The 22,323-nt window shown below is 70.3% G+C and carries 21 protein-coding genes; 6 read left to right on the forward strand and 15 right to left on the reverse strand.

Features of this window, described 5'->3' with window-relative positions:
• Positions 1-5 precede the first annotated feature (5 nt).
• From H576_RS0110600 to H576_RS0110610, 3 genes are read right to left on the reverse strand one after another with little or no spacing between them, the layout of a single operon-like run.
• Complete coding sequence (locus H576_RS0110600; RefSeq protein WP_029150920.1) at positions 6-1,424, reverse strand: amidase; 1,419 nt, start codon at positions 1,422-1,424, stop codon at positions 6-8.
• A complete protein-coding gene (locus H576_RS0110605) occupies positions 1,421-2,440 on the reverse strand; it encodes a phosphotriesterase family protein (protein ID WP_029150921.1) in 1,020 nt (339 codons plus the stop codon). The genes H576_RS0110600 and H576_RS0110605 overlap by 4 nt, the downstream gene beginning before the upstream one ends.
• Positions 2,437-3,780, reverse strand: a complete 1,344-nt coding sequence (locus H576_RS0110610) for an amidohydrolase (protein ID WP_084502683.1) — start codon at positions 3,778-3,780, stop codon at positions 2,437-2,439. Before H576_RS0110610 ends, H576_RS0110605 begins: the two co-directional genes overlap by 4 nt.
• Positions 3,781-3,875: 95 nt before the next feature.
• Here H576_RS0110610 and H576_RS0110615 point away from each other — a divergent pair, with 95 nt between their 5' ends.
• Both H576_RS0110615 and H576_RS0110620 read left to right on the forward strand, forming a co-directional pair.
• Positions 3,876-4,400: a RidA family protein gene (locus H576_RS0110615; RefSeq protein ID WP_029150923.1), complete on the forward strand. Its 525-nt coding sequence runs from the start codon at positions 3,876-3,878 to the stop codon at positions 4,398-4,400.
• Positions 4,397-5,560, forward strand: a complete 1,164-nt coding sequence (locus tag H576_RS0110620) for an MFS transporter (RefSeq protein WP_084502684.1) — start codon at positions 4,397-4,399, stop codon at positions 5,558-5,560. The genes H576_RS0110615 and H576_RS0110620 overlap by 4 nt, the downstream gene beginning before the upstream one ends.
• 44 nt (positions 5,561-5,604) lie before the next feature.
• Here H576_RS0110620 and H576_RS0110625 read toward each other — a convergent pair whose 3' ends face one another.
• Positions 5,605-7,062, reverse strand: coding sequence for an aldehyde dehydrogenase family protein (locus tag H576_RS0110625; protein WP_036320515.1), 1,458 nt, complete (start codon positions 7,060-7,062; stop codon positions 5,605-5,607).
• A gap of 122 nt (positions 7,063-7,184) precedes the next feature.
• Here H576_RS0110625 and H576_RS0110630 point away from each other — a divergent pair, with 122 nt between their 5' ends.
• Positions 7,185-7,895 carry a GntR family transcriptional regulator gene (locus H576_RS0110630; protein ID WP_029150926.1) on the forward strand — a complete coding sequence of 237 codons (711 nt, stop codon included), beginning with the start codon at positions 7,185-7,187 and terminating at the stop codon, positions 7,893-7,895.
• 7 nt (positions 7,896-7,902) lie between these two features.
• Here H576_RS0110630 and H576_RS0110635 read toward each other — a convergent pair whose 3' ends face one another.
• From H576_RS0110635 to H576_RS15420, 5 genes are read right to left on the reverse strand one after another with little or no spacing between them, the layout of a single operon-like run.
• On the reverse strand, positions 7,903-8,409 hold the full coding sequence (locus H576_RS0110635) for a hypothetical protein (protein WP_029150927.1): 507 nt from the start codon (positions 8,407-8,409) through the stop codon (positions 7,903-7,905).
• A 7-nt stretch (positions 8,410-8,416) separates the two neighbouring features.
• Positions 8,417-10,366 carry a primary-amine oxidase gene (locus H576_RS15410; protein ID WP_084502685.1) on the reverse strand — a complete coding sequence of 650 codons (1,950 nt, stop codon included), beginning with the start codon at positions 10,364-10,366 and terminating at the stop codon, positions 8,417-8,419.
• 28 nt (positions 10,367-10,394) lie between these two features.
• The gene (locus H576_RS0110645) at positions 10,395-11,879 is read right to left on the reverse strand and encodes a gamma-glutamyltransferase (RefSeq protein ID WP_029150928.1); all 1,485 of its coding nucleotides are present in this window, start codon (positions 11,877-11,879) and stop codon (positions 10,395-10,397) included.
• Positions 11,879-12,985: an FAD-dependent oxidoreductase gene (locus tag H576_RS15415; RefSeq protein ID WP_051172627.1), complete on the reverse strand. Its 1,107-nt coding sequence runs from the start codon at positions 12,983-12,985 to the stop codon at positions 11,879-11,881. Before H576_RS15415 ends, H576_RS0110645 begins: the two co-directional genes overlap by 1 nt.
• Complete coding sequence (locus H576_RS15420; RefSeq protein ID WP_169564341.1) at positions 12,982-14,211, reverse strand: aminotransferase class V-fold PLP-dependent enzyme; 1,230 nt, start codon at positions 14,209-14,211, stop codon at positions 12,982-12,984. Before H576_RS15420 ends, H576_RS15415 begins: the two co-directional genes overlap by 4 nt.
• Before the next feature lie 153 nt (positions 14,212-14,364).
• Between H576_RS15420 and H576_RS15425 the strand changes: the two genes are divergently transcribed.
• The gene (locus H576_RS15425; RefSeq protein ID WP_084502687.1) at positions 14,365-15,051 is read left to right on the forward strand and encodes a cysteine hydrolase family protein; all 687 of its coding nucleotides are present in this window, start codon (positions 14,365-14,367) and stop codon (positions 15,049-15,051) included.
• A gap of 17 nt (positions 15,052-15,068) precedes the next feature.
• Positions 15,069-15,653 carry a cysteine hydrolase family protein gene (locus H576_RS0110665; RefSeq protein WP_029150929.1) on the forward strand — a complete coding sequence of 195 codons (585 nt, stop codon included), beginning with the start codon at positions 15,069-15,071 and terminating at the stop codon, positions 15,651-15,653.
• A gap of 23 nt (positions 15,654-15,676) precedes the next feature.
• On the opposite strand, the gene H576_RS0110670 is transcribed toward H576_RS0110665, so the two are convergent.
• The 6 genes from H576_RS0110670 to H576_RS15445 are packed head-to-tail and all read right to left on the reverse strand — an operon-like array spanning position 15,677 to position 22,048.
• Positions 15,677-17,287, reverse strand: a complete 1,611-nt coding sequence (locus tag H576_RS0110670; protein ID WP_036320518.1) for a dipeptide ABC transporter ATP-binding protein — start codon at positions 17,285-17,287, stop codon at positions 15,677-15,679.
• On the reverse strand, positions 17,284-17,790 hold the full coding sequence (locus tag H576_RS15430) for a GbsR/MarR family transcriptional regulator (protein WP_051172632.1): 507 nt from the start codon (positions 17,788-17,790) through the stop codon (positions 17,284-17,286). The genes H576_RS0110670 and H576_RS15430 overlap by 4 nt, the downstream gene beginning before the upstream one ends.
• Before the next feature lie 18 nt (positions 17,791-17,808).
• Positions 17,809-19,212 carry a serine hydrolase domain-containing protein gene (locus tag H576_RS15435; RefSeq protein WP_051172634.1) on the reverse strand — a complete coding sequence of 468 codons (1,404 nt, stop codon included), beginning with the start codon at positions 19,210-19,212 and terminating at the stop codon, positions 17,809-17,811.
• Positions 19,209-20,099, reverse strand: a complete 891-nt coding sequence (locus H576_RS15440; protein WP_036320521.1) for an ABC transporter permease — start codon at positions 20,097-20,099, stop codon at positions 19,209-19,211. The genes H576_RS15435 and H576_RS15440 overlap by 4 nt, the downstream gene beginning before the upstream one ends.
• 10 nt (positions 20,100-20,109) lie before the next feature.
• Positions 20,110-21,039, reverse strand: coding sequence for an ABC transporter permease (locus H576_RS0110690; protein ID WP_029150931.1), 930 nt, complete (start codon positions 21,037-21,039; stop codon positions 20,110-20,112).
• 4 nt (positions 21,040-21,043) lie between these two features.
• Positions 21,044-22,048 carry a hypothetical protein gene (locus H576_RS15445; protein WP_051172635.1) on the reverse strand — a complete coding sequence of 335 codons (1,005 nt, stop codon included), beginning with the start codon at positions 22,046-22,048 and terminating at the stop codon, positions 21,044-21,046.
• A gap of 32 nt (positions 22,049-22,080) precedes the next feature.
• Here H576_RS15445 and H576_RS0110700 point away from each other — a divergent pair.
• Positions 22,081-22,323: transposase (locus H576_RS0110700; RefSeq protein ID WP_029150932.1), on the forward strand; the 243-nt coding region annotated here is incomplete at its 3' end.

Consider the following 22,323-nt stretch of genomic DNA (forward strand, 5'->3'; position numbering starts at 1 on the left):
GAAATTCAGGCGGGGTGGCGGTCGACGAGGCCAAGCGCAGCCTCGATCGCCGCGGTGCGGCGCAGGAGGTCGAACTCGCCCTGGTTGCGGCCCATGACTTGCAGGCCGACGGGCAGGCCGCCGACGAAGCCACCGGGGGTGACGACGACGGGATGCGCGGTCTCGGTGAAGCGGTTGGCAAGCATCTGCCAGCGGAAGTACCGGTCGTACTCGACCTCGCCGACGCGCGCCACCCACTCGTCTTCGGCAGGAGGTGCAACGACGGGGGTCGCCGGGGCGATGACCAGGTCGATCGACAGGTCGTCGAACCAGTTCTCGGCGCGTCGATAGATCTCGGTGCGCTTGCGCAGCGCATCGGCGAGCTGGGAGGCGGTCGTGCTCTCGCCCTGGCGAATGTTGCGGAGCAGGTCCGGGCGCAGACCGTCGGGAGTCTCGGCGGCCTGCTCGCGGCCCGAGGCGTAGAAGTTGAACATCTCGATCGTCTCCCAGGCCTCTTCCGCATCGGCGAGCTCTGGCTCGAAGTCGACGATCGTGAATCCCGCCGCCGCGAGCGCGACGCGGGCGGCGCGGTGCGCCTGGGCGACCTCGTCGGAGATCGCGATTCCTCCGGCGGTCGCGCTCCAGCCGATGCGGACCGATGACGGGTCGGCGGCCGTGACGTCGAGGAACTGGGAGGGGTCCTCGGGGATCGACATCGGCGCCATCGGATCGGATCCTGCCATCGCCGCCAGCCCGAGCGCCGCATCGAGGCTCGTGCGCGCCATAGGCCCGAGCACGCCGTGAGCCGTCCAGCCGTTGTCGGGTCTGCCGCTCGGCACCCGCCCCGGCGTGGGGCGCAGACCGACGACGTTGCAGAAGGCGGCCGGGTAGCGCAGGCTTCCGCCACTGTCGGATCCATCGACGATCGGCAGCATGCCGGTCGCGACCGCCGCCGCGGCGCCGCCGCTCGAGCCGCCCGCGTGGCGGGAGAGATCGTAGGGGTTGCGGCACACACCGTGCAGCGGGTTGAACGTGAGGGTGCCGAGACCCTGCTCAGGGGTGTTCGTCTTCGCGATCACGAGGGCGCCGCCCTCGCGCATCTTGCGCACGATCATCGAGTCCGCCGCGGCGGGCGGGGCATCCCTGCCGAGGAGCGAACCATGCGTCGTCGGCAGCCCCTTGGCGTCCATGAGGTCTTTCACGCCCGTCGGTAGCCCATGCACGGGACCGAGGTCATCGCCCCGGGCAACCGCACGGTCCGCCTCGCGGGCGAGTTCGATCGCCTCGCTCTCGGGGATCATCGCGACGATCGCGTTGACCTCGCCGTTGCGTTCCTCGATGCGACCGAGGTGCGCGCGCATCACCTCCTCGGCCGAGAACTCCCGAGCGCGGATCCCCTGCGTGAGATCGCGCGCGCTGCGCCAGTGGAGGGGTGTGTCTGTCATCGCGTACCTTCCGGTCGGTCGAGCAACGCGGCGGGGCGATGCACGAGGATGTCGTCGATCCGAGTCGATTCGAGGCCCATGCGGGCAAGCGCCGGGGCGATGCGGCGCGGAACATGGCCGTATCCCATCCCCCCGTATCGGGCGAGCTGCCCCTTCGTCCACACCGACGCGGTCGCGGTGATCGCGGCGCGAGGGCGCTCATGCACGAGGTCGAGCAGGAACTCGAGACGCGCGAGATCGGTGGCATCGCGGAACCGATCGGCGAAGTAGTGCTCGCTGCCGAAGGCGAATTCGACGACAGCACCGGTGTCGACGATGTCGCGCACATACGCGTCGTCGAGCACCTTGTCGATGTTGCAGAACAGGATCTTGTCGGCGGGTAGCCCCTCGCTCATCATGAGCTCGGCGACCTCGAGCCCGAGCATCGCGTGCCCCTCGAGCCTCACGCTGACCGCAGCCCCCGCCTCGGCGGCGACGTGACAGGCGGTGCGCAGCGCGCGATCCTCGGCGGGGGTGATCTCGGCGCTGGTGCCCATGAGCCCGAGCAGCCCGGCCCGGAACTCGGTGCCGGGCACGCGATCGTGGAGGGCCGCACGGAACAGCGCCTCGAATTCGGGTTCGCGCTTCTGCCGCCACGCGTCGTCGAGGGTCCGATCGATGTAGACCCCGTAGGCCGACACGATGTGGAGCCCCGCCGCCCGCGACACGGCGGGGAGATCGGCGTGACGCGGGCCCATCCCCCAGGAGGTCGCCTCGACGATCGTGCCTACGCCCGACTCGGCGGCGAGCGCGAGCTCAGAGATCGCGGTCCCGACGTCGTCGAGCAGCAGGTTGTCGGGCAGCGCCTGGTAGCTCCAGCGCAGGTCGCCGAGGATCTCGGGGCGAATCTCGCCCTCGATCCAGCGCCCCTCGCGGTTGGGCTTCGCAAGGACTCGCGAGTCGCCGAGCACGTGCTCGTTTGTGTTGACCCGCCCCAGGGCTTCGCGCGGGACGGGGCCGAGGACCGTCTCGATCATCGAACGGCCCTCCTGTAGACGGTGCGTCCGCCGACGACGGTGCGCCGCACCGTCAGCCTCCGCACGTCGTCGATCGGGACCCGCGTGGGGTCATCAGACCAGAGCGCCCAGTCGGCGAGGCGGCCCGCGCGCAGCATTCCCTGGGATTCCTCGCCCATCGCGGCGTACGCGGCGCCCGTCGTGTAGGCGGCGAGCGCCTGAGAGACGGTGATCGCCTCGGCCGAATCCAGCGGAGGATGCCCGTCGATCTGCCGGGTGACGACGTGCCAGATCAGGTGCCGCGGGTCGAAGGCGAAGAACGGGCCGTCGGATCCGAAGGCGACGGGCGCACCCGAGTCGATCCATGAGCGCACGGGGTCGATCCGCTCGGCGCGAGCGCCGAGCTTCTCGCGCAGCCCCGGAGCGTTCCAGATCGCGATACCCGGTTGCAGCGAGGCGATGATGCCCTCGCGCGCGGCGAGCGCCATCGTCTCGGCGCTGGGCTCGAGGTAGGCGTGGATCAGCTGGTGGCGGCGATCTCGGATCGCGCCGGCGGCCTCGGCCGCATATGTGCGGGCGACCAGAGATACCGCCGCGCCGCCGACCGCGTGGGCGCCGACTCCCCATCCGTGCTCGGCGCACCAGCGCACGAGACGCGCGAAGTCCTCATCGGAGATCCGCTGCACGCCTCGGTAGCCGCTGTCATCCCAGGGCTCCTCGAGCAGCGCTTGCCCTTTGAGCGCCTCGCCGTCGGCGTACACCTTGATGGGACCGACCCGCAGCAGGTCGTCTCCGAAGCCGGTCGACAGCCCGATGCCGTCGAGGCGCGCGATGACGGCGTCGACGTCGGGAATCTCCGGCGAGCCGAGATCGTGCCAGGGCATCATGACCGTGCGCATCGTGAGCAATCCGCGGCGCCGCGACTCCTGGTACCCGCGGAACTCGTCGGGCGAGACCGCCGGATCCACGATGCTCGTGAAGCCGAGGGAATGGAGCAGCGGCTGCACACGCACGAGCGCCCGGATGCGGTCCTCGAAGGGCGGATGTTCGGGCCCGTCGTCATCGAAGCTGTCGCGCATGGCGTCGATGTACCGCTCGACATCGTCGCCCTCGTCCACGTAGTCGAGCGCCTTGAGGCCCGCCCGCTGCATGTGCATGTGCGCGTCGATGAGGCCGGGCAGCACGACGCCGTCGAGCTCCACGACCTCCGCTTCGAGGCCGGCGACCTCCCGCACCTCTTCGAACGTCCCGACAGCCGTGAGGCGGTCGCCGCAGACGGCGAATGCCTCGGCGTGGGGGCGCCCCGGATCCATGGTCACGACACCGCCCGGCCGGTAGACAGTGCTCCTCGGGTCGGACATCACGCACCTTTCACTCGATTGGATGCGAATTACATTACATTGGATCCATGCTGGTGCTGAATGGCGCCGCGACCCATCGCCCAAGGACTCCGTTCATGACCTCCGCGCATCCCTCCGCCCACGACGCCGAGTCACGCGTCGCCGAACTCGGACTGCAGATCCCCGACTACGCGAACCCGCCGTACGGCCAGCGATTCGGCGCATCACTCAAGCCCTTCCATCGTGTCGGAGAGCTCGTGGAGTTCAGCGGCATGTCGCCCGAGAGCCGCTCCGGCGATCGCACGAACCCCGGCACCGTCGGGCTCGATCTCACGATCGCGCAGGGATACGAGGCGGCGCGCTACACCGCGATCAACAGCCTCGGGATGATCCGGTACGCACTCGGCTCACTCAACGAGGTCGTCGCGCTCTCGCGCGCGCTGTGCTTCATCACGTGTCCGCCGGGGTTCGACCGCCTCAACGAGGTTTCCGCCGGCGCCACCGACCTGTACCTCGAGGTCTTCGGCCCCGAGATCGGCGCCGTCGGGCGCGCATCGATCGGCGCGACTGCGCTGACGAACAGCGCCTCGTTCGAGCTGTGGCTGAGCCTGGAGTGCGCACCCCGCGCGACCGACGGATGACGCGCCCCGTCGTCCGGACCCCGGCGTTCTGGATGCTGTTCAGTGCTTCCCTTCTCGCGAACGCATCGCACTCGGTCAGCACGCCGATCATCCCCGTCTATGTGGAGGACGTCCTCGGCGGCGACAGCACGACCGCCGGGGTGATCGTCGCGATGACCTCCCTCGTGTCGATCGTCGCGATGCCCCTCGCGGGAATGCTTGGCGATCGATACGGGTATCGCCCGGTCGCGGCGACCGGCAGCATCATCGGAGTCACCGCGGTCGTCCTCCTCGCGTCAGTGCCGACGCTCGCCGCCGCCGCGGGCGCCCGCGCGCTGTTCGGCCTGGGCAGTTCGGCGGCCGAGACCCTGGTGATGGCGTGGGCCGTGGGCATGACGCCCCCGACCCAGCGGGGGCGCACCCTCAGCGTCTACGGCCTGAGCGTCTGGCTCGGCATCGCTCTCGGGCCGCAGCTGGGTACCCGCGTCGAGGCGGCATGGGGCGCCGTCGCCGCGTTCTGGGCGTGCGCGATCATCGAGGCCCTGATCCTGATGATCCTCCTGCTGATGCCCCGCCAGGCGACGAAGCGGGAGCGGCCGCCGCACGCGCACCCCGCCGAGGTCCTGTCCGCAGGTCGGGCCGTGTCGGTTCCGGGGCTCGCCGCGACCGCCGCCTGGTGCGGGCAGGGCCTCCTGCTGGCCTTCTCGCTCGTCCACCTCGCGAGCGTCGGCGTGCCCGCCACGGGGCTGCTCAGCGCGGCCAGCGTGTTCACGATCTTCGCGGTCAGCGTCGTCCTCGCCCGGCTCGTCCTCGCGCCTTCCCTCGACCGCATCGGCCCGCGGCGCGCGTCGATCACGTCGCTGGCGATCCTCGGCTCGGGCCTCGTGATCGTGGCGATCACGCCGAACTTCTGGGTAGCCGCGATCGGCACCATTCTGATCGGAATCGGATTCGCACCGCTCTATCCGGCGCTTACGATGCTCGCGACACGGCGGCTGGCCGCTCGAAACCAGGCACTCGGCCTCGGGATCTTCGCTGCCTTCGCCAACGCAGGAAACGGCCTCGGCGCCGTCGTCGGCGGAGCCATGATCGGCTTCATGAGCTCGATGTGGGCGTTCCTCACCGTGGCGGTGCTGCAGATCGCCGCGATCCTCGTCATCTCGTGCCGCAGCATGCGCTGACGAGCGCGCCGGCGACGTACACCGGAACCGGTGCACCGGTCGAGTCAGACGGCCATGACGATGCTCTTCGTCTCCAGGAACCCGTCGAGGCCCGCCTCGCCCAGGTCCCGCCCGAGGCCCGAGTCGCGCACGCCCCCGAAGGAGAGTGCGGGGTGGAAGATGTTGTAGGTGTTGACCCACACGGTCCCGGCGCTGATGCCCTGAGCCATGCGGTGGGCGCGCGCAAGGTCCGTCGTCCAGACGCCGGCCGCGAGACCGAACGTCGTATCGTTGGCGATCCGCAGCGCCTCGGCTTCGTCGTCGAAGGGGATGATCCCGGCGACGGGCCCGAAGATCTCCTCGCGGGCGATGACCATGTCGTTGGTGACGCCGGTGAACAGGGTCGGCTCGAGGTAGTAGCCGGGGCCGCTGATCCCGCCGCCCGTGACGAGCTGGGCACCCTGCGACTTTCCGCTCTCGATGTAGCCGAGTACGCGCTGGCGCTGCTCCTCGGACACCATCGGGCCGACGGAGATCCCGCCCGCGAGGCCGTCGCCCACGGGCACCTTCGCGGCGGCCTCGGCGAGGCGCTCGGTCATCTCGCCGAGGACGCTGCGCTGCACGAGGATGCGACTGCCGGCCGTGCACATCTGGCCGGAGTGGCCGAAGGTCGCACGCATCGCCGTCACCGTCGCGAGGTCGAGATCCGCGTCAGCGAAGATGATGTTCGGGCTCTTTCCGCCGAGCTCGAGGGTGACGCGCTTGAAGCCGGGCACCGAGGCGTGCAGGATGTGCGCCCCCACCTCGGTCGAGCCCGTGAATGTGACCTTGGCGATGTCGGGGTGCGTGCTGAGCGTGGCTCCCGCGACGTGGTCACCCGTGATGACGCTGACGACGCCCGTGGGGATGCCCGCCTCGGCCATCAGGGCGGCGAGCCGCAGGGCCGTGAGAGGCGTGTCCTCCGCGGGCTTGACGATCACCGGGCATCCCGCGGCGAGCGCGGGGCCGAGCTTGTACGCCGCCGTCATGACCGGGAAGTTCCAGGGCAGGATCGCTGCGACCGGCCCCACGGGCTCCTTCACCGTGTAGGCGTGGTGCGACCCGCCGTCGATGGGGACGACGGTGCCGCCGAGACGCGTCGTCGCGCCGGCGAAGTGGCGGAAGGTGTTCGCGGCGGACTGCGTGTCGGCGCGCGAGCGCTCGATGGGCTTACCCTGATCGCGCGTCTCGAGGATGGCGAGCTCTTCGAGATCTCGTTCGATCAGCTCGGCGACGCGGTTCATGATCCGGGTGCGCTCGAGCGGATCCATGCCGCTCCATACCCGCGACCGGTGTGCCTCGAGCGCGGCGGCGACCGCATGGTCGACGTCGGCCGGCGTTGCGTCTGCGACGGTCGTGATGACCTGCTCGGTCGCGGGGTCGATCACGTCGCGAATCGCCCGGCCGCCGGCCTCGACCCACTCCCCCGCGAGAAAGAACGGAAGGAACGGTTCGAGCGAAGGCAGGCTGGCGCGCGAGATCATGCATGGATCCTAACAGCTCCCCATTGGATCCATTAGGGTTGGGGTGGACGCGTTGCACCGCACACGCGCCCACGCGGGTTGATAGCATCCCGTTCGACAACTCCGGGGGAAGGGGAAAATGCATGCCCGACGAGGAATCGCAACCCACTGGGCATGCACTGGTCGACGACATTGCGGCGAAGATCCGTGCTCGGATCATGTCGGGCGCGATCCCCATCGGCGCGCAGCTGCGCCAAGCGGAACTCGCTGACGAGTTCGGAGTCAGCCGCACGCCGGTGCGCGAAGCGCTCCGCCAGCTCCAGGCGGGTGGACTCATCACCGTCGTGCCCAACAAGGGGGCCATTGTGCGAGTCCCCGCGCCCTGGGAGGTGCGCGAGGCGTACGAGGTGCGAGCAGAGCTTGAGGGGCTCGCGGCGTCGCGAGCGGTGAGCCGGGTCTCCCGAACCGATCTCGACACGCTGCGGCAGGCGAACCAGGAGATGTACGAGCGCCCTCTGCGTGCCGCCGAGCACGATGCCGACATGGCGACGGAGAGCCGTCGCGAGAACGACGTCTTCCACGACACGATCATCCAGGTCGCCGGCAACTCGCGGCTCGCGCGCGCGATCCTCGAGATCAACGAGACCTTCCCGAGGAACGTCACGGCGCAGCTGCTCGTCCACAACGAACGCCACCGCGAAGAGAACTACCAGGAGCACCTGCGCGTGGTCGAGGCCCTGGAACAGGGCGATCTCGTCAGGGCCGGCGAAGAGATGCGCGCGCACGTGCTGTCGGCCGGCGAGCACCTCGCGCAGTGGTACGAACGCCGCTCCTCCACCGTCTTCACCGGCTGACCCGCGTTCATACGAGCATGGCGGCCGCCATCATCGCGGTCGACAATCCCATCGTCGCGTGCAGCAGCCGCAGCCGCAGGCGGCTGCCCCGGCGCAACGCGAGCAGCACCGACCACGTGATGTAGCCGAGCGCCGGGATCAGCAGACCCGCCGCGCCGAGTCCGTGGTGATGCCCGGTCGTGGTCGTGGTCGCCGTGCCCATCACCAGGATGAGCGGCGCCGACACGAGCCCGCCGACCGCGGTGTGGATCCAGGTGCCGCAGGCCGCCGCACCGCGCTCGCGCCGCGCGAGGCGCGCGCCGACCGCCAGGGCAAGCGAGCAGATCACCAGCGCGATCGCCCAGAGGACGGCGGGCACCACACCCCCGCCCAGCGCGACATCGGTCATCGCGGCGACCATGACGATCGATGCGATGACCTCGGCCGCGCGCGCCCGCGCCCCGGGCGCGGCGGCGAGGCAGCAGACCCCGACGCTCGCAGGCAGTAGGGCCGCCAGGTGGAGGGCCGCGCCCATCAGCGCGTCAGTGCCCGCAGGTACACGTGCCGCCCGCGTGACCGCAGGCGCACCCACCGCCCGAGGCATGACCATGACGCGACTGCGACGGCGCCACGTCGAGCGAAGGATTGCGCGTGAAGAATCCGTCGGGCTCCATCCGGAACATCAACGCGTCCACGGGCATGATCGGCCACTGCTCGGGGCGCGGGAAATGGTGCACCCCCACGACGGGCCACACCACGAGCTCGACGCCGTCGAGGTCGCGATCGGCCTTCTGCCAGGCGGTGACGCCCTCTTCGCCGAGCGGCGCCTGGTTCGGGTACTCCCCAGCGATGAAGCGCTCGTCGGGGTCGTAGGCCGTAGCCCACAGGTGCCGGGAGACGAACGGCGCCTTGCGCTCGACGATGCTGCCGGGCTTCGCGAACAGCTGCGTCGTGTGGGGCATCATCATGCGGTAGGCGGTGGGCTCGCCGAAGCGATTGGTCTTCTCGGTGCTCTCGACGCGCCAGTGCACGGCTCGAGACGGGTCGTTCCGCCGGCCCGCGATGCTCTCGCGGTCGATCACCGTCGGCACCGTCTTGACGGCGTTGCCCCACGGGTTCAGCTCCTCGTCCTCCTCGACCTCGGCGTGCAGCTCGACGAGACGGTTCTTCGCGCCGTCGATCGCGGTGTCGAGGCGCAGCGCGAAGTAGTGCTGATGCGTCGGGGCCTGCACGTTCGGGCTGACCATGCGCCCGAACTTCGGCGTCGCGTCATCCGCGATGCCCGAGACCGACATCACACCCGTGAGCTTGATCTCGAGATCGAGCGAGCCGTCCTGATAGAAGGACCAGTAGAAGCCGTAGTCGTAGTTCGCGACCGTCGCGAAGAACGAGATCACGAAGCGGCGCGAGCGGCGCACCTCGGGCTCGTCGATGCGCGTGTTGACGTGCTTCCAGAGGATCGAGTGATCCTCTTCGTGCATGCAGATCGCGTTCTTGATGGTCTGCGCCGTGCCGAAGCCATCGACGTACGAGGCGTCGAGGTACCGGATCTCTCCCAGGCAGTCGCAGCCGAGCTCGAGCGACGCCGTCAGGGGACCGGCCCCGTACTCGCCCCAGTCGAAGAAGTTCTTACGGTACGCGGTGGGGTCGCTGTCCAGGTAGGGCACGTACATCTCGTTGACCGACGCGCGGCGCAGAACGGGGCGCTCGGTGCCGTGGTCGTCGTAGGTGACGTCGTGCAGCACGAGCCCCTCGCGGTGGGTGAAGCCGACCCGCATCTTCCAGTTCTGCCACCGGATCTCGTGGCCGTCGAGGGCGAATCCCACGCCCTCGGGCTGCGAGATCTCCAGCGGGGCGACCTCCCGATCGGGACCCCAGGTGCCCGAGCTGTAGTTGCCGCCCTCCGTCGTCATCGGCAGCACGCCGTGATCCTCGAGCCGCACGATCTCGAGTGTCTCGAGATCGATGATCGGCACGAGGCCCGCGACGGGGCGCGCGTATCCGTTGTCGTTGTGCGACTCGCGGTGCCACACGGTGCCCCACGACAGGCGGCGGTCGGCGAGGTCCTCGGGTTCGAAGCCCGTGATCGACTCGGGGTCGACCCACGTCAGGGAGGTGTCGTGGATGCCGCGCTTCGCCAGCGCCGCCTGGAGGAGCGGGCTCCGGCGCGCGGCCTGCGCGACCATGCGCGCCTCATCCGATGACACCCCGGGGCGCTTCGCGTCGACAGCGTTCCACGCGCTGACCGACGCCTCGCGGTCGGATCCGGCGGTCCAGCCAGTGACCGCCCATGCGGCGTGCGCGTCGGGGTTCATGACCGTGACGCGCACGGGGCGGCCCTGGTTCGGGGCGAGGGAACGAGCGAGGCCCTCCTCGACCGCCATCGCCCAGACGCGGGGGTGTTCACCCACGCGCACGTCGGCGAGGACGACGTCGATGAACCCCTGGATCTCATCGGGGGTCAGAGGGTCTGTCCAGCGGCGGTCGGTCATGAGGGTCCTCTCGAAAGTGGGATCGGGGTCAGGAAGCGGTGACGACGCCGAGGCCGTCGGCGCGGGGGTCGCTGGCGGCGTCGAGGACGCCACCGGGCAGGCTCCGCACCACGTTGACATGGCCGCAGCGGTCGTCGGGCCCGGGCCACGACGCGATGTCGAGACCCGCCTCTTCCGCGCGCGCGGCGAGGGCGGGGTCGATGCCCGGCTCGGTGACGTAGGTGAACGCCTCGAACCCGAGGTCGCGATCACCGATGACCCAGCGAGGCCGGCCGAGGATCTCGAGCGGGTCGGCTGCGGGCTCGACGAGCGACGGCAGCAGCTGGCCGAGGATCCACGGCTGGGCTCGCCCACCCTGGCATCCGGCGACGACGAGCAGGTCATCGCCCGACACGATCGCGGGGCACAGCGTGTGCGGCGGGCGGGCGCCCGGGCGCAGCTCGGCGGGCGAGCCGGGCTCGAGGCTGAATCCGCCGCCGCGGTTGTGGAAGAGCACGCCCGTATCGGGGTCGAGGAGGCCCGCGCCGAAGGTCTGGAACACGCTCTGCACGATCGTGACCGCCCACCCCTCGGAGTCGACGGCGGTGACCGAAGCGGTGTCACCATTGGCGATGGGTTCGTCGCGGGGAGCGTCGTCGCCCATGAGGTCGAGCAGCGCCTCGACGTCCACTCCCCCGAACGCCGGGTCGCCGAGGTGCGCGCCGCGTGCGGCGACGCCGCGGATGCTCGCCGACACGAGCTCCGCCGGGTCGCCCTGTGCGGCGGTCGCGATCCCGAGCAGCAGCGGGCCGACCGACGGCGCGCCGGCGACGGCCCACTCGCGGCCGCCGATGTCGCGCATCAGCGGGGCCTCGACGACGGGCGCGTATGCGGCGAAGTCGGAGACGGCGTGCGTGCCGCCCTGGCTTCGGAGGAAGTCGACGAGGCGCGCGGCGATGTCGCCGCGATAGAACACGTCGGGATCCTCGGCGAGGGCGCGCAGCGTGCGCGCAAGCGCGGGCTGGCGCAGCACGTCGCTCGCACGCAGCGGCGCACCATCGTGCGAGAGCACACCACGCAGGCCGGGGTCGGCGGCGATCGCCGCGCCCTGCGCGTCGATGGCCCGCTCGAGGCCCCGAGTGACGGGGGTACCGCGCTCGGCAGTCTCGGCCGCGCGCGCGAGGTGCTCGCCGAGGCGGCGCGTCGCTCCGAGCGCGGCGATCGCGCACCACCCCGCGAGCATGCCGGGCACGGTGATGGGATGCACGCCCGTGCGCGGCATCGCGGACCAGTCGGCGCTCGCCTCGAGGATCGCCGCGGGGGCGGTGCCGGCCGAGATGACGGCGCGCGTCTCGCCCCGCGGCGACCGCACGAGGGCGATGAGGTCCCCGCCGATGGCGCATTGATGCGGGTAGACGACGGTCAGCATCGCGGCGGCGGCGAGGGCCGCGTCGAGGGCGTTCCCGCCGGCGTCGGCGACGGCGCGGCCGGCGGCGACGGCCTCGGCGTGCGGGGCTGCGAGGGCGACGGACATCAGAGTCCCCTTCGGCTGGTCGAGATGAAGTCGAGGTCGGGGCGGGCGACTCCCTGGCACAGATCGGCGATCGTCTCGCCGATGGCGGGACCGAACTTGAACCCGTGCCCCGAGCATGCGGACGCGACGATCACGTGCGGGGCGCCGTCGAGGGCACCGACGATGAAGCGCTTGTCCTCGGTCATCGTGTAGAGGCAGGAGACGGCGTCGACGTCGCTCGTGTCGATCCCGGGCACGTGCTCGGCCATCCGGTCGAGCAGGCGGCGCGCCTCGCTCGGGGTGACGGGGGCAGGCGGCCGTTCGGGATCCCATGGCTCGGCGATGTCCATGCCGACCTTGAGCCCGTTGCCTTCGACGTCCGGGATCCCGAACAGCAGGCCCTCCGGCAGGTCGATCGAGAACACGCCGAGGCCTGGGGCCTGGCCCGCGGACTGGCCAGGGCGCACCGTGGCGGTGAGGATGCGCCACGGCTCGATGATCGACGCGAGCGCGGGCACGAGTTCGCCGAGGAACGCGCCGCCCGCGAGCACGAGACGGCTCGCGCGGATCTCGCCACGGGGGGTCTCGACGATCGCGATATCGCCCTCCGCGCGCCAGCCGGTGACCTCGACGCCCGTGCGCAGGTCGGCTCCCGCCGCAATGGCTCCAGCACGCATCGCCGCGATGCCGCGCTCGGCCTCGAGAACGCCCGCGGCGGGATCGAACATGCCGTGGAAACCGTCGGGCATGCGCAGCGACGGCATCAGCTTTGCAGCCTCGTCACGTTCGACGACGCGGACGCCCGGGCCCTGCAATGTCGAATCGCCGCGGTGCGCGAACATCCCACCCGTGCGGTGGATGAGGGTCTGCCCGCTCTCGGCCTCGAGATCGGCCCAGCCGCGGAAGGCCCGGTCGACGAGATCGTTCCAGACGGGATTCGGGTAGGCGCGGCGGATCATCCGGGTGCGGCCGTGCGACGAGCCGCGGGAGTGATCAAGTGCGTCGGGCCGCGAACCGAAACGGTCGAGCCCGACGACGGAGAGGCCGCGCTGCGCGAGCTGGCGCGCCGCGGCGGATCCGTGCACGCCGAGGCCGACGACGATGACGTCTGCATCTGGCGCGGTCATGCGGGCCTTCCCGGGGATCCGAGCTGCTCGACGGCGTCGGTCAGCGCACGCTCGTCCGCTTCATCGTTGTACACGTGCAGCGACGCCCGCACGACGGACGGGATGCCGCGCGCGCCGATGTCCCACTGGCCGTGACTGGCCGGAACCTGCACGACGCGGACGCCGGCTTCGCGCAGCCGGCCGACGACGGCGAGCGGTTCGTGCCCCTCGACGGTGAATGTGACGATCGCCGACGCATGATCGTCGGGGTCGACGATGCGCACCCCGCCGGTGTCGGCGAGCGCGGCGCGAACCGCACCGGCGCGCGCGAGGAGGTGTCGTTCCACGGCCAGCGGGCCGCGCGCTACCGCCTCGTCGAGGGCGACGCCGAGCCCGAGCCGTGCGGCGACGGCGTTCTCCCACGTCTCGTATCGCCGCCCGTTCGGTGCGCTCGTCCACTCGCGTGCGCCATGCCACTCGGCGCCCCGCACGTCGGGGGACCCCGATCGGAGCGTGGTGAGCAGGTCGCCCCGCATCCACCCGAAAGCCGTGCCGCGCGGCGCCCGCACGAACTTGCGCCCCGTCGTCGCGAGAGCGTCGCAGCCGATCCCTCGCACGTCCACGGCGAGGTGCCCGACCGACTGCGTCGCGTCGAGCAGGTAGAGGGCCCCATGTCGGCCACAGATCCGGCCGATCTGGGCCACCGGTTCGATCAGGCCCGACGATGTCGGAACGTGCGAAACCGTGACGAGCGTCGGCACGTCGTCGCCCAGGCGTCGGTCAAGCTCCTCGAGATCCACGCGGCCCTGACCATCGGTCGGCAGCACCTCGACGACGATCCCGTGGCGTTCGGCGACGCGCATCAGGTGCATCGCGTGGCTGACGTACGTGCTCGCGCCGGCGAGCACCCGCGCGACCCGCTCGGGAACCAACGCGTCGAGATACGCACGCAGGCCAGAGGACGCGCTGTCGAACAGCGAGATCTCCCCCGCATCCCCGCCGACCAGCGTCGCCGCCGAGGCGTACACCCGCTCGAGCCGATCGGTCACCCGTGCCGCGGCCTCGTAGCCTCCGACGCGTTCCTCGAGCTTCAGGTGCTCGACCACGGTGTCGACGACCGTTGAGGTGGGCAGCGCCGAACCCGCCGCGTTGAGGTGATGCGACACCCCGGCCCCGCGGGTCCTCTTCCGCTCGGCCGCGACATCGACAGCCGGGGCGACCGCCCGGAGCGCATCTCTGGAAACCATGAATCCCTCTCGCATGGGTGGGATCCGATACTATCATCATTGGATCCAATCTTGTTCGAGGGGCTGCCGACGCGTCGGAGACGCCACCGTCGATCCGCGCGTGCGGCTCGCGTGATCGCTCCCCGATCCAGCACCACCTCGAAAGGAACACCCATGGCTCAGAAACCGGGACCGCTTCAGGTCACCGATGTCACTCCCAGCGACGATCTCAAGCCCGTCGGCAACGTCGTGCTCGTCGTCGTCGACGTCCAGGGCGGCGGGTTGAACAAGCCGTTCCAGCCGTCGAAGCCCGAGCAGACCTGGATGCCTGGCCGCGCCGAGCGCAACGCGAAGGCGGTCGAACTCGTCGCCGCGTTCCGCGCGAAGCAGATGCCCGTCGTGTTCATCCAGGAGGTCCACAAACCGAATCTCGTCGACATCGGGCGCGAACTGGACGGCAACGAGGGGCCGCACTGCATCGAGGGCGAGCAGGCCACCCAGCTGCATCCTGGCCTCGACCCGCGCCCCGACGAGTACCTCATCCGCAAGCGCCGCTATTCGGCGTTCTTCGGCACCGAACTCGACATCATCCTGCGCGGATACAAGGCGGACACCGTCGTCCTCATCGGCGGGATGACCGACGTGTGCATCCACTACACGGCGGTCGACGCGCACCAGTTCGATTACCACTTCCGCACGGTCAGCGACATGGTCGTCGGCTCGGGCCAGGAGCTGCACGACGCCGCCCTCCGCGCCATGAAGTACCTGCAGCGTGACTCGCTGGTCTCGAGCGACTCCGTCTATCGGTGGCTCGAGACCGCGACCACCAGCGTCCCCCATCCCGTCGCCGCGGGCGCCTGACCGGAGAGCACGGAACCATGAACATCCACGGAAAGACCGCCGTCGTCGTCGTCGACTTCCAGGGCGGCGATCTCAACAGCTCGTTCGATACCTACGACCACGAGCAGCTGCACAAGGCGCAGTCGATCGTCGATCACGCACGCGAGAAGGACATCCCCGTCGTGTGGATCCAGGAGGTCCACAAGCCGCACCTCATCGACATCGGGCGCGAACTCGATGGATCCGAAGGCCCGCATTGCCTCGAGGACAGCCCCTACACCGCGATCGCCACGGGCCTCGCGCCTCGCGCAGACGAGTTCCACATCACGAAGCGCCGATACTCGGCGTTCTTCGGCACCGAACTCGACACCGTGCTGAAGTCGTACGGAGTGGACAGCCTCGTTCTCATCGGCGGTTTCACCGACATCTGCATCCTGTACACCTCGGTCGATGCCCACCAGAAGGACTTCTTCCTCAACGTCGTCACCGATGTCGTCGCCGGCTCGTCCGTTCAGGCGCACGACGATGCGCTGAAGATGATCCACTATCTGCAGCACAAGTCGCTCGTCGAGTCGTCCGAGGTCGAGGAATGGCTCGGCGCGTTGGAGACGATTCCCGCGTGACGTCCCCCCCGCCGCGCGGCCCCCTACGCCGCGCGGCGGGCGCGCTGCGCGACCGGGTCGGGGACCGGCGCGGCATCGAGCAGCCGACGCGTGTAGGCGTCCTGCGGCGAGGCGAGGACCGCCGTGCGCTCGCCGCGCTCGACGATCCGGCCGCGATTCAGCACCGCGACCTCGTCGGCAAGCGCGTCGACGACGGCGAGGTCGTGGCTGATGAAGAGGCAGGCGAAGCCGTGCTCGCGCTGCAGGCCGCGCAGCAGATCCAGCACCGTGGCCTGAACCGAGACGTCGAGCGCGCTCGTCGGCTCGTCGGCGATCAGCAGCCGAGGCTCGAGCGCGAGAGCGCGCGCGATCGAGACGCGCTGCCGCTGCCCTCCCGACAGTTCATGCGGGTACCTGGTAGCCCAGGCGGCGGGCAACTCGACCGCTTCGAGCTGCTCGCCCACGCGACGCTCGAGATCCGCGCCGCGCAGGCCGCTGTGCGCTCGCAACGGCTCCCCGATCGCTCCGCCGATCGTCCATCGCGGATCGAGCGCGCCGGCGGGGTTCTGGAACACGAAGCCGATCCTTCGGCGAATCGCCTGCCGATCGCGGCGCGAGGCCTCGGTGACGTCGACGCCGTCGACTGCGATCCTGCCGGCCGTCACGGGGGCGAGGCCCACGACCGACCGACCGATCGTCGACTTCCCGGATCCCGACTCGCCGACGAGTGCGAGCAGACGCCCGGACCCGATCGACAGGTCGATGCCCTCGACCGCCTTCACCGCGTGCCCGCGGCGCCGGTATGTGACCTCGAGCCCCACGATCTCCAAGACGGGATCGTCCGTGCCGCGCGCAGCTCGGGGCTCGGCTGTGAGCCGCGGGACGGCGGCCAGCAGCTCGCGGGTATAGCTCGCGGCGGGCGCCGAGAAGATCGCGTCGACCTGCTGGGTCTCCTGCACCTGCCCGCCGCGCATGACGACGACGCGGTCGGCGATGTCCGCGACGACACCCATGTCATGGGTGATGAAGAGGATCCCCGCCCCTGTGCGATCGCGCAGCGTGCGCAGCACGTCCAGGATCTCGCGCTGCACCGTGACATCGAGCGCCGTCGTCGGCTCGTCGGCGATGAGCAGCTGCGGATCGCACGCGAGCGCCATCGCGATGACGACGCGCTGCGCCTGTCCGCCCGACAGCTGGTGCGGGTACGACGCGACGCGCTTCTCAGGCTCGGGCATGTCGACCATGCGCAGCAGTTCCACGGCGCGCTCGCGCCGCTCGTCTGCGCCCATCTGCGGGCGGTGCCGTCTCAGCACCTCGCGGATCTGGAATCCGACGGTGAACACCGGATCGAGAGCGCCGAACGGATCCTGGAACACCATCGCGACCTTGTCGCCGCGCACCTCACCCAAGGCGGCGTCCCCGGACCCGAGAACCTCCTGTCCGTCGACGCGCACGGAGCCCGTCGCGACCGCATTGCCGGGCAACAGCCCGAGCACGCTCATCGCCGTGACCGACTTTCCGGATCCGGATTCGCCCACGACCGCGAGGATCTCACCGCGCGCCACCGCCAGCGAGATCCCTCGGACGGCGGGTGCATCACCGGACGGCGTGCGGAACGCCACGTGCAGGTCGTCGATCTCCAGAACGTCAGTCATTCGTCCTCCTGGTCCGGGCTGTCGCGATAGGCGCGCCAGTCGTCGAGCATCTTGCGGTGGTACTTCTCGAGCCACCTCATGTATCGATCGGCCGTCTCGAGACGGGTGCGGGGCCCTGGGCGGGACCCGGCCTCGAGCGCCATGCCGTCCCGCAGTACCTGCATCGTGCGGTGCAGGTACCCGCGTTCGCCCGCGAGGAAGGATCCCCACACGTCATCGTCGGCACGGAAGTGATGTCGGCGGTCGCCCGTCACGGTGTGCTTCTGCAGGAACCCCGAGGCCGTGAGACCGCGCGTCGACATCGACACAGCGCCGGAGCTCATGCGGAGCATGCGCCCGATGTCGGCGGCCGAGAGATAGGGGGCGTCGCAGATGAGCAGCAGCCCGAGAACCCGCCCTTCGGCGCGGGGACCGTTGGGCTCCCACGCCGTCGCGAAGGATTCCACCCACTCGAGGGCGTCGTCGTCGATCTGGGGCTCGGGCCGCTGCGCGTCATCGCTCATGCCGACATTCTTCCCGCGTCAGGAGGCGATCCGCGGCAGGTGCGGCGCCGCGAGGTCGACGCCCGCGATGGGCACCGCCGACATCGCGCCCAGCCTCACCCGCGTGATGGAACCGTCGGCGTCGCGCGTCACGACGACGGGCTCGCCGCTCTCGCCGAAGCTCGGCTCGGCCTCGATAACGAGGCGGTCGCCGTCGACCTCGATGCGCGTCGCGCCGCCCTTCGGCGAGGGCGCGCGCACGCTGAGCGCGTGCAGCCGGCCGCCGAGGTCGAACACGTCGAACGCGTTCCACATCGCCGCGAACCGGCCGTCGAAGCGCAGGGCGTCGGGGATCTCGGCACCGTCGTCGGCCGCGCGCACCGCGAGCTCGATGATCTCGAGGACGCCGGCCGCGAGGATTCCCGCGGCCCCGTCGAGGTCGTTCGTCAGGACCGACACGACGAGGCCGTCGACCGGGTCGATCCACGTGCGGGTGATGTGGCCGGGATATCCGCCCGAGTGGCCGACGAGCTGGCGCCCGGCGACCTCGGCGAGATCGAGGCCGAGCCCGTACCGCGCCTCGGCCTGGTCGCGTGACGTGAAGCGCGATTCCTCGCGCTGCATGAGCCGCTTCGACGCGTCGGTGAGCACCCGCTCATCGCCGAAGACGTGGGCGGACCCGTAGGCGACGAGGTCGCGGGCATTGGCGTACCAGCCGGTCGCCGACGCAAGTGCGCGGGTGTCGACGTGTGGGATCACGGCGCGCGGCTGCGCGGCTGCGAGCTTCGCGGTGTGACCGGCCGCGTAGTCGGCGGCGCGCGCCTCGACGTACTCGGGGCCGATGTCGGTGAGGCCGAGCGGCTCGACGATGAGCTCGGTCGTCGCCTCGGCGTAGGTCTTTCCCGTCGCGCCCTCGATCACGAGCCCGAGAAGGCCGTATCCGATGTTCGTGTACTTGAAGTGCGTGTTCGGCTCGAAGACGACGCCCTCGGTGCGGAGGATCTCGATCAGCTCGGCGCGATCCGGGAACGGGAAGACGTGCTGCCAGAAGTCGCCGTCGGAGGAGTCGCGGATCACCCCGGCCTGGTGCCCGAGGAGCGCGCGGACCGAGAGCGCACCCATCGGGGTTCCGGAGAGGTCGGGGACGTGCGCCTCGACGATGTCGTCGAGGCGCAGCGCGCCGCTCTCAGCGAGGCGCAGGATGCTCGTCGCGGTGAAGGTCTTCGAGTGGGAGGCTATGCGGAAGAGGTGATCGGTCGTCATCTCCTCCCCCGTCTCGAGGTTCGCGAACCCCCAGGCCTGTTCGAGGAGCAACTCCCCGCGGTACGCGACCGCGAGCTGCACCCCCGTCGCGCCCTTGTAGGCGCTCTGCCCATCGATCCATCGCGCGATGGGCTCCTCGAGCGATGCGATGAGGTCTCGGCGGTTCGGTGCGGATGTCATGAACGTCCCTTCGGGTCGAGTGCGTCGCGCAGGATGTCTCCGAGCGAGATGAGCGCGACGACCGTGAGTGTGAGGAAGAGCGCCGGGAACACGAGCATGTGCGGCGCGATCTGGAAGTAGCTCTGTGCGGTCGAGAGCTGCAGGCCCCAGGAGATCGAGGGGTGGACGAGGCCGACCCCGAGGAAGGTGAGCGTCGATTCCGCGACGATCACGGATCCGACCATCGTCGTCGCGATCGCGAGCACGGGCCCGAGGGCGTTCGGCAGCACATGCGTCAGGACGATCCGGGCGTGCGACAGCCCCATGGCGGTAGCGGCCTGCACGAACTCGCTGTCGCGCACCTGACGTACCGATCCGCGCACGATGCGGGCGAGGGTCGGCCACGAGAAGAACGCGAGCACGAGCGAGAGGATCACGGGCGTGCGCTCGGGAACGCTGTTCAGCACGACGATCGCCGCGAGCAGGAACGGGAAGCCCAGGAACACGTCGGTGAGCCGGGCGATGAGCGCGTCGGCCCATCCCCCGAAGTAGCCGGCGAGAGTGCCGAGGACGAGCGCGAGCGCGAGGCAGATGACGGTCGTGAGGAACCCGATGGACAGGGATGTGCCCGCGCCGTAGACGACGTTCGCGAGCACGTCGCATCCCTGCAGATCGGTGCCGAACGGGTGCGCGGCGCTGGGTGCCTGACGGCTGTCGCCGAGGGCACAGGCCCGGGGGTCCGGGTTGCCGAACAGGTCGGAGATGGGCCCGGGCAGCGCGGCGACGAGGAGGAGCAGGACGAGGATCCCCGCGCTGATCCAGAAGGTCGGGCGGGAGCGCAGCGTGCCCCATACGCCTCGCGTGCGGGCGACTCCCACGCCCTCCTGGGCGGCGATGATGTCGGTCATCAGCGGGCCCTCACTCTCTGCGGATGCGGGGGTCGAGGAGCGACGCGATGATGTCCACCACGACGCTCGTGACGAGGAAGATGATGATGAGCGCGGTCGAGATCCCGACGATCGTCGGCCCCTCGTGCGTGCTGATTGCGTCGAAGAGAAGCTGCCCGATGCCGGGCAGGTTGAAGATTCCCTCGATCACCACGGTTCCGCCGAGCAGGTAGCCGAGGTCGATCGCGAGGAACGTCAGCACGGGGCCCACCGAGTTCCGCAGCACGTGCACGCCGACGATACGGCGCTTCGGCATGCCCTTCGCGACGAGCGTGCGGACGAAGTCGCTGCGCATGGTGTCGATGACGGTCCCGCGCATGAGGCGCGAGACGCTCGCGAGCCCGAAGAGGGCGATGATCACGGCCGGGAGGATGTACGCGAGCGGCCACCCGGCCGTGGTCCCGGCGACGGGGACCCACCCGAGCCACACGCCGAGGACGAGCTGCAGCGTGACGCCGAGGACGAAGACGGGGACGCTCGTCGCGAGGATCGTACCGACGAGGACGGTCTTGTCGATCGCCTTGCCCTGGCGCAGGCCCGCGACGAGGCCCAGACCCACGCCGATGACGACCTCGACGACCCACGCTGTGAGGGCGAGCGTTATCGTCACGGGCCAGCGACTCGACATGCGCTCGGCGACGGACCGGCCGTCGAAGGTCTGACCGAGGTCGCCCATCAGCAGCCCGCCGATGTAATGCAGGTACTGCGTGATGAGCGGCTCGTCGAGCAGGAACTGCTCGCGCAGCCGGATGACGACGTTCTCGGGCAGGGGCCTGTTGGATCCGCCGAGCGCCGAGATCGGGTCGCCGGGCAGCGCGAAGACCATCGCGTAGATGGTGAACGTCACGCCGAAGAAGACGAGCAGCAGCTCGAGCACTCGACGGATGAGGAAACGCGTCACGTCGTCACACGCTCTCGCCACGACGCCGCGACACCGCGACACGAGCCGCGCTGAGAACCGCCCCGAGCTGCACACCTACGAGGCGCTCGATCGGGATCGTCTCGAGCTCGGCCTGGCGCTCGGCGGCCTCGGCGTACCAGCCCTCGAGGACGACGTCGAGATCGCGAGCGGCCGATCGGACGGCGGGCGACGCGGTTCCGGCGGCGATCTCGACGTGCAGCGTGCGCGCGAGCATGGATCCGAAGCGCAACCGGAACATCCGCACGTTGTCGGCGTTCGAGAAGACTTCGGCGACCGTGGCGGGGCGGTCGCTCGCGGGATCGAGTGCGCGCGCGGCAGCCTCCTCGGCGTTCGCGCGCATCCCCCCGGCGAACGCGACGGCCGCGCGGCGCAGCTGCGACTCGATTCCCAGGTCGGGCCCCGCCACGTCGAGCGCCGCATCGAGCACGTCGGCGAGGCCGCGCAGGTCGTCTGCGGATCGCGCGAGGACGTCGCGGTACTTCTCGCGCGATTCCGTCACGTCGTCCGCGTCGGCGTGGGCCCAGTACGGAAGTTCGGCGACGAGCATGCTCGCCCCGAAGCGCTCGGCGTAGTCGGCGGTCCCGCCCGCGGTGACGTGCTGCGCAGGATCGACCCCCATCTCGACGAGAGCGTCGATCATCGCGTGCGCGCTCAGCGCGGGGAACACGGCGTCGGCGAGCGGTTCCACGCCCGCGAACTCGGGCTCTCCCCGGTCGAGCGGCAGACCGAGCGCCGCTGTGACGCCGTGCAGATCCTCGATCGCGGGGGTGAGATCGTCCGACACGTAGAAGTACACCCCGCCGAGCTCGGCGTTGTGCAGGCCCGTGACGAACACGGGGTCCACGGCGTCCATGAGCGCCATGGCCGCGCGCGTCTCGGGGACCGGATCGTCGAACACGATCCCACCGTGGTCGAGCGGGAACGACCACTCGACCTGCTCGACGGGTGCCGGGCGGTAGAAGCCGCGCGCGTAGGGCGTGTCTGACAAATAGATCGGCAGCGCGCTGAGAGTCTGAGTTCGTGACGCGGTTTCAGATGCTTTCGGATGCCCAGTGGTCGTTGATCGAGGAGATGCTGCCCCGCCCGACCGGGCGGAAGGGGCGGCCGTTCGCAGATGCTCGGTTGATGGTCGAGGGCATCGTCTACCGGTATCGGTGCGGGATCGCGTGGCGGGATCTGCCGGAGGTGTTCGGGCCGTGGCAGACGGTGTGGACCTGGCATCACCGCATGGCCGTCGGGGGCACCTGGGACAAGGTGCTCGCC

It is taken from the genome of Microbacterium indicum DSM 19969 (assembly GCF_000422385.1).
In the GTDB taxonomy this organism is placed as follows: domain Bacteria; phylum Actinomycetota; class Actinomycetes; order Actinomycetales; family Microbacteriaceae; genus Microbacterium; species Microbacterium indicum.

Coding starts and splice junctions, on each gene's coding strand:
- H576_RS15410 (WP_084502685.1), bottom strand. CDS start 10,366: ATGACCGACCGCCGCTGGACAGACCCTCTGACCCCCGATGAGATCCAG.
- H576_RS15430 (WP_051172632.1), bottom strand. CDS start 17,790: ATGAGCGATGACGCGCAGCGGCCCGAGCCCCAGATCGACGACGACGCC.
- H576_RS0110635 (WP_029150927.1), bottom strand. CDS start 8,409: ATGGGCGCGGCCCTCCACCTGGCGGCCCTACTGCCTGCGAGCGTCGGG.
- H576_RS0110625 (WP_036320515.1), bottom strand. CDS start 7,062: ATGATCTCGCGCGCCAGCCTGCCTTCGCTCGAACCGTTCCTTCCGTTC.
- H576_RS0110610 (WP_084502683.1), bottom strand. CDS start 3,780: ATGTCCGACCCGAGGAGCACTGTCTACCGGCCGGGCGGTGTCGTGACC.
- H576_RS0110645 (WP_029150928.1), bottom strand. CDS start 11,879: ATGTCCGTCGCCCTCGCAGCCCCGCACGCCGAGGCCGTCGCCGCCGGC.
- H576_RS0110670 (WP_036320518.1), bottom strand. CDS start 17,287: ATGACTGACGTTCTGGAGATCGACGACCTGCACGTGGCGTTCCGCACG.
- H576_RS0110665 (WP_029150929.1), top strand. CDS start 15,069: ATGAACATCCACGGAAAGACCGCCGTCGTCGTCGTCGACTTCCAGGGC.
- H576_RS15435 (WP_051172634.1), bottom strand. CDS start 19,212: ATGACATCCGCACCGAACCGCCGAGACCTCATCGCATCGCTCGAGGAG.
- H576_RS15440 (WP_036320521.1), bottom strand. CDS start 20,099: ATGACCGACATCATCGCCGCCCAGGAGGGCGTGGGAGTCGCCCGCACG.
- H576_RS0110615 (WP_029150923.1), top strand. CDS start 3,876: ATGACCTCCGCGCATCCCTCCGCCCACGACGCCGAGTCACGCGTCGCC.
- H576_RS0110600 (WP_029150920.1), bottom strand. CDS start 1,424: ATGACAGACACACCCCTCCACTGGCGCAGCGCGCGCGATCTCACGCAG.
- H576_RS0110630 (WP_029150926.1), top strand. CDS start 7,185: ATGCCCGACGAGGAATCGCAACCCACTGGGCATGCACTGGTCGACGAC.
- H576_RS15420 (WP_169564341.1), bottom strand. CDS start 14,211: ATGGTTTCCAGAGATGCGCTCCGGGCGGTCGCCCCGGCTGTCGATGTC.
- H576_RS15425 (WP_084502687.1), top strand. CDS start 14,365: ATGGCTCAGAAACCGGGACCGCTTCAGGTCACCGATGTCACTCCCAGC.
- H576_RS0110620 (WP_084502684.1), top strand. CDS start 4,397: ATGACGCGCCCCGTCGTCCGGACCCCGGCGTTCTGGATGCTGTTCAGT.
- H576_RS0110605 (WP_029150921.1), bottom strand. CDS start 2,440: ATGATCGAGACGGTCCTCGGCCCCGTCCCGCGCGAAGCCCTGGGGCGG.
- H576_RS15415 (WP_051172627.1), bottom strand. CDS start 12,985: ATGACCGCGCCAGATGCAGACGTCATCGTCGTCGGCCTCGGCGTGCAC.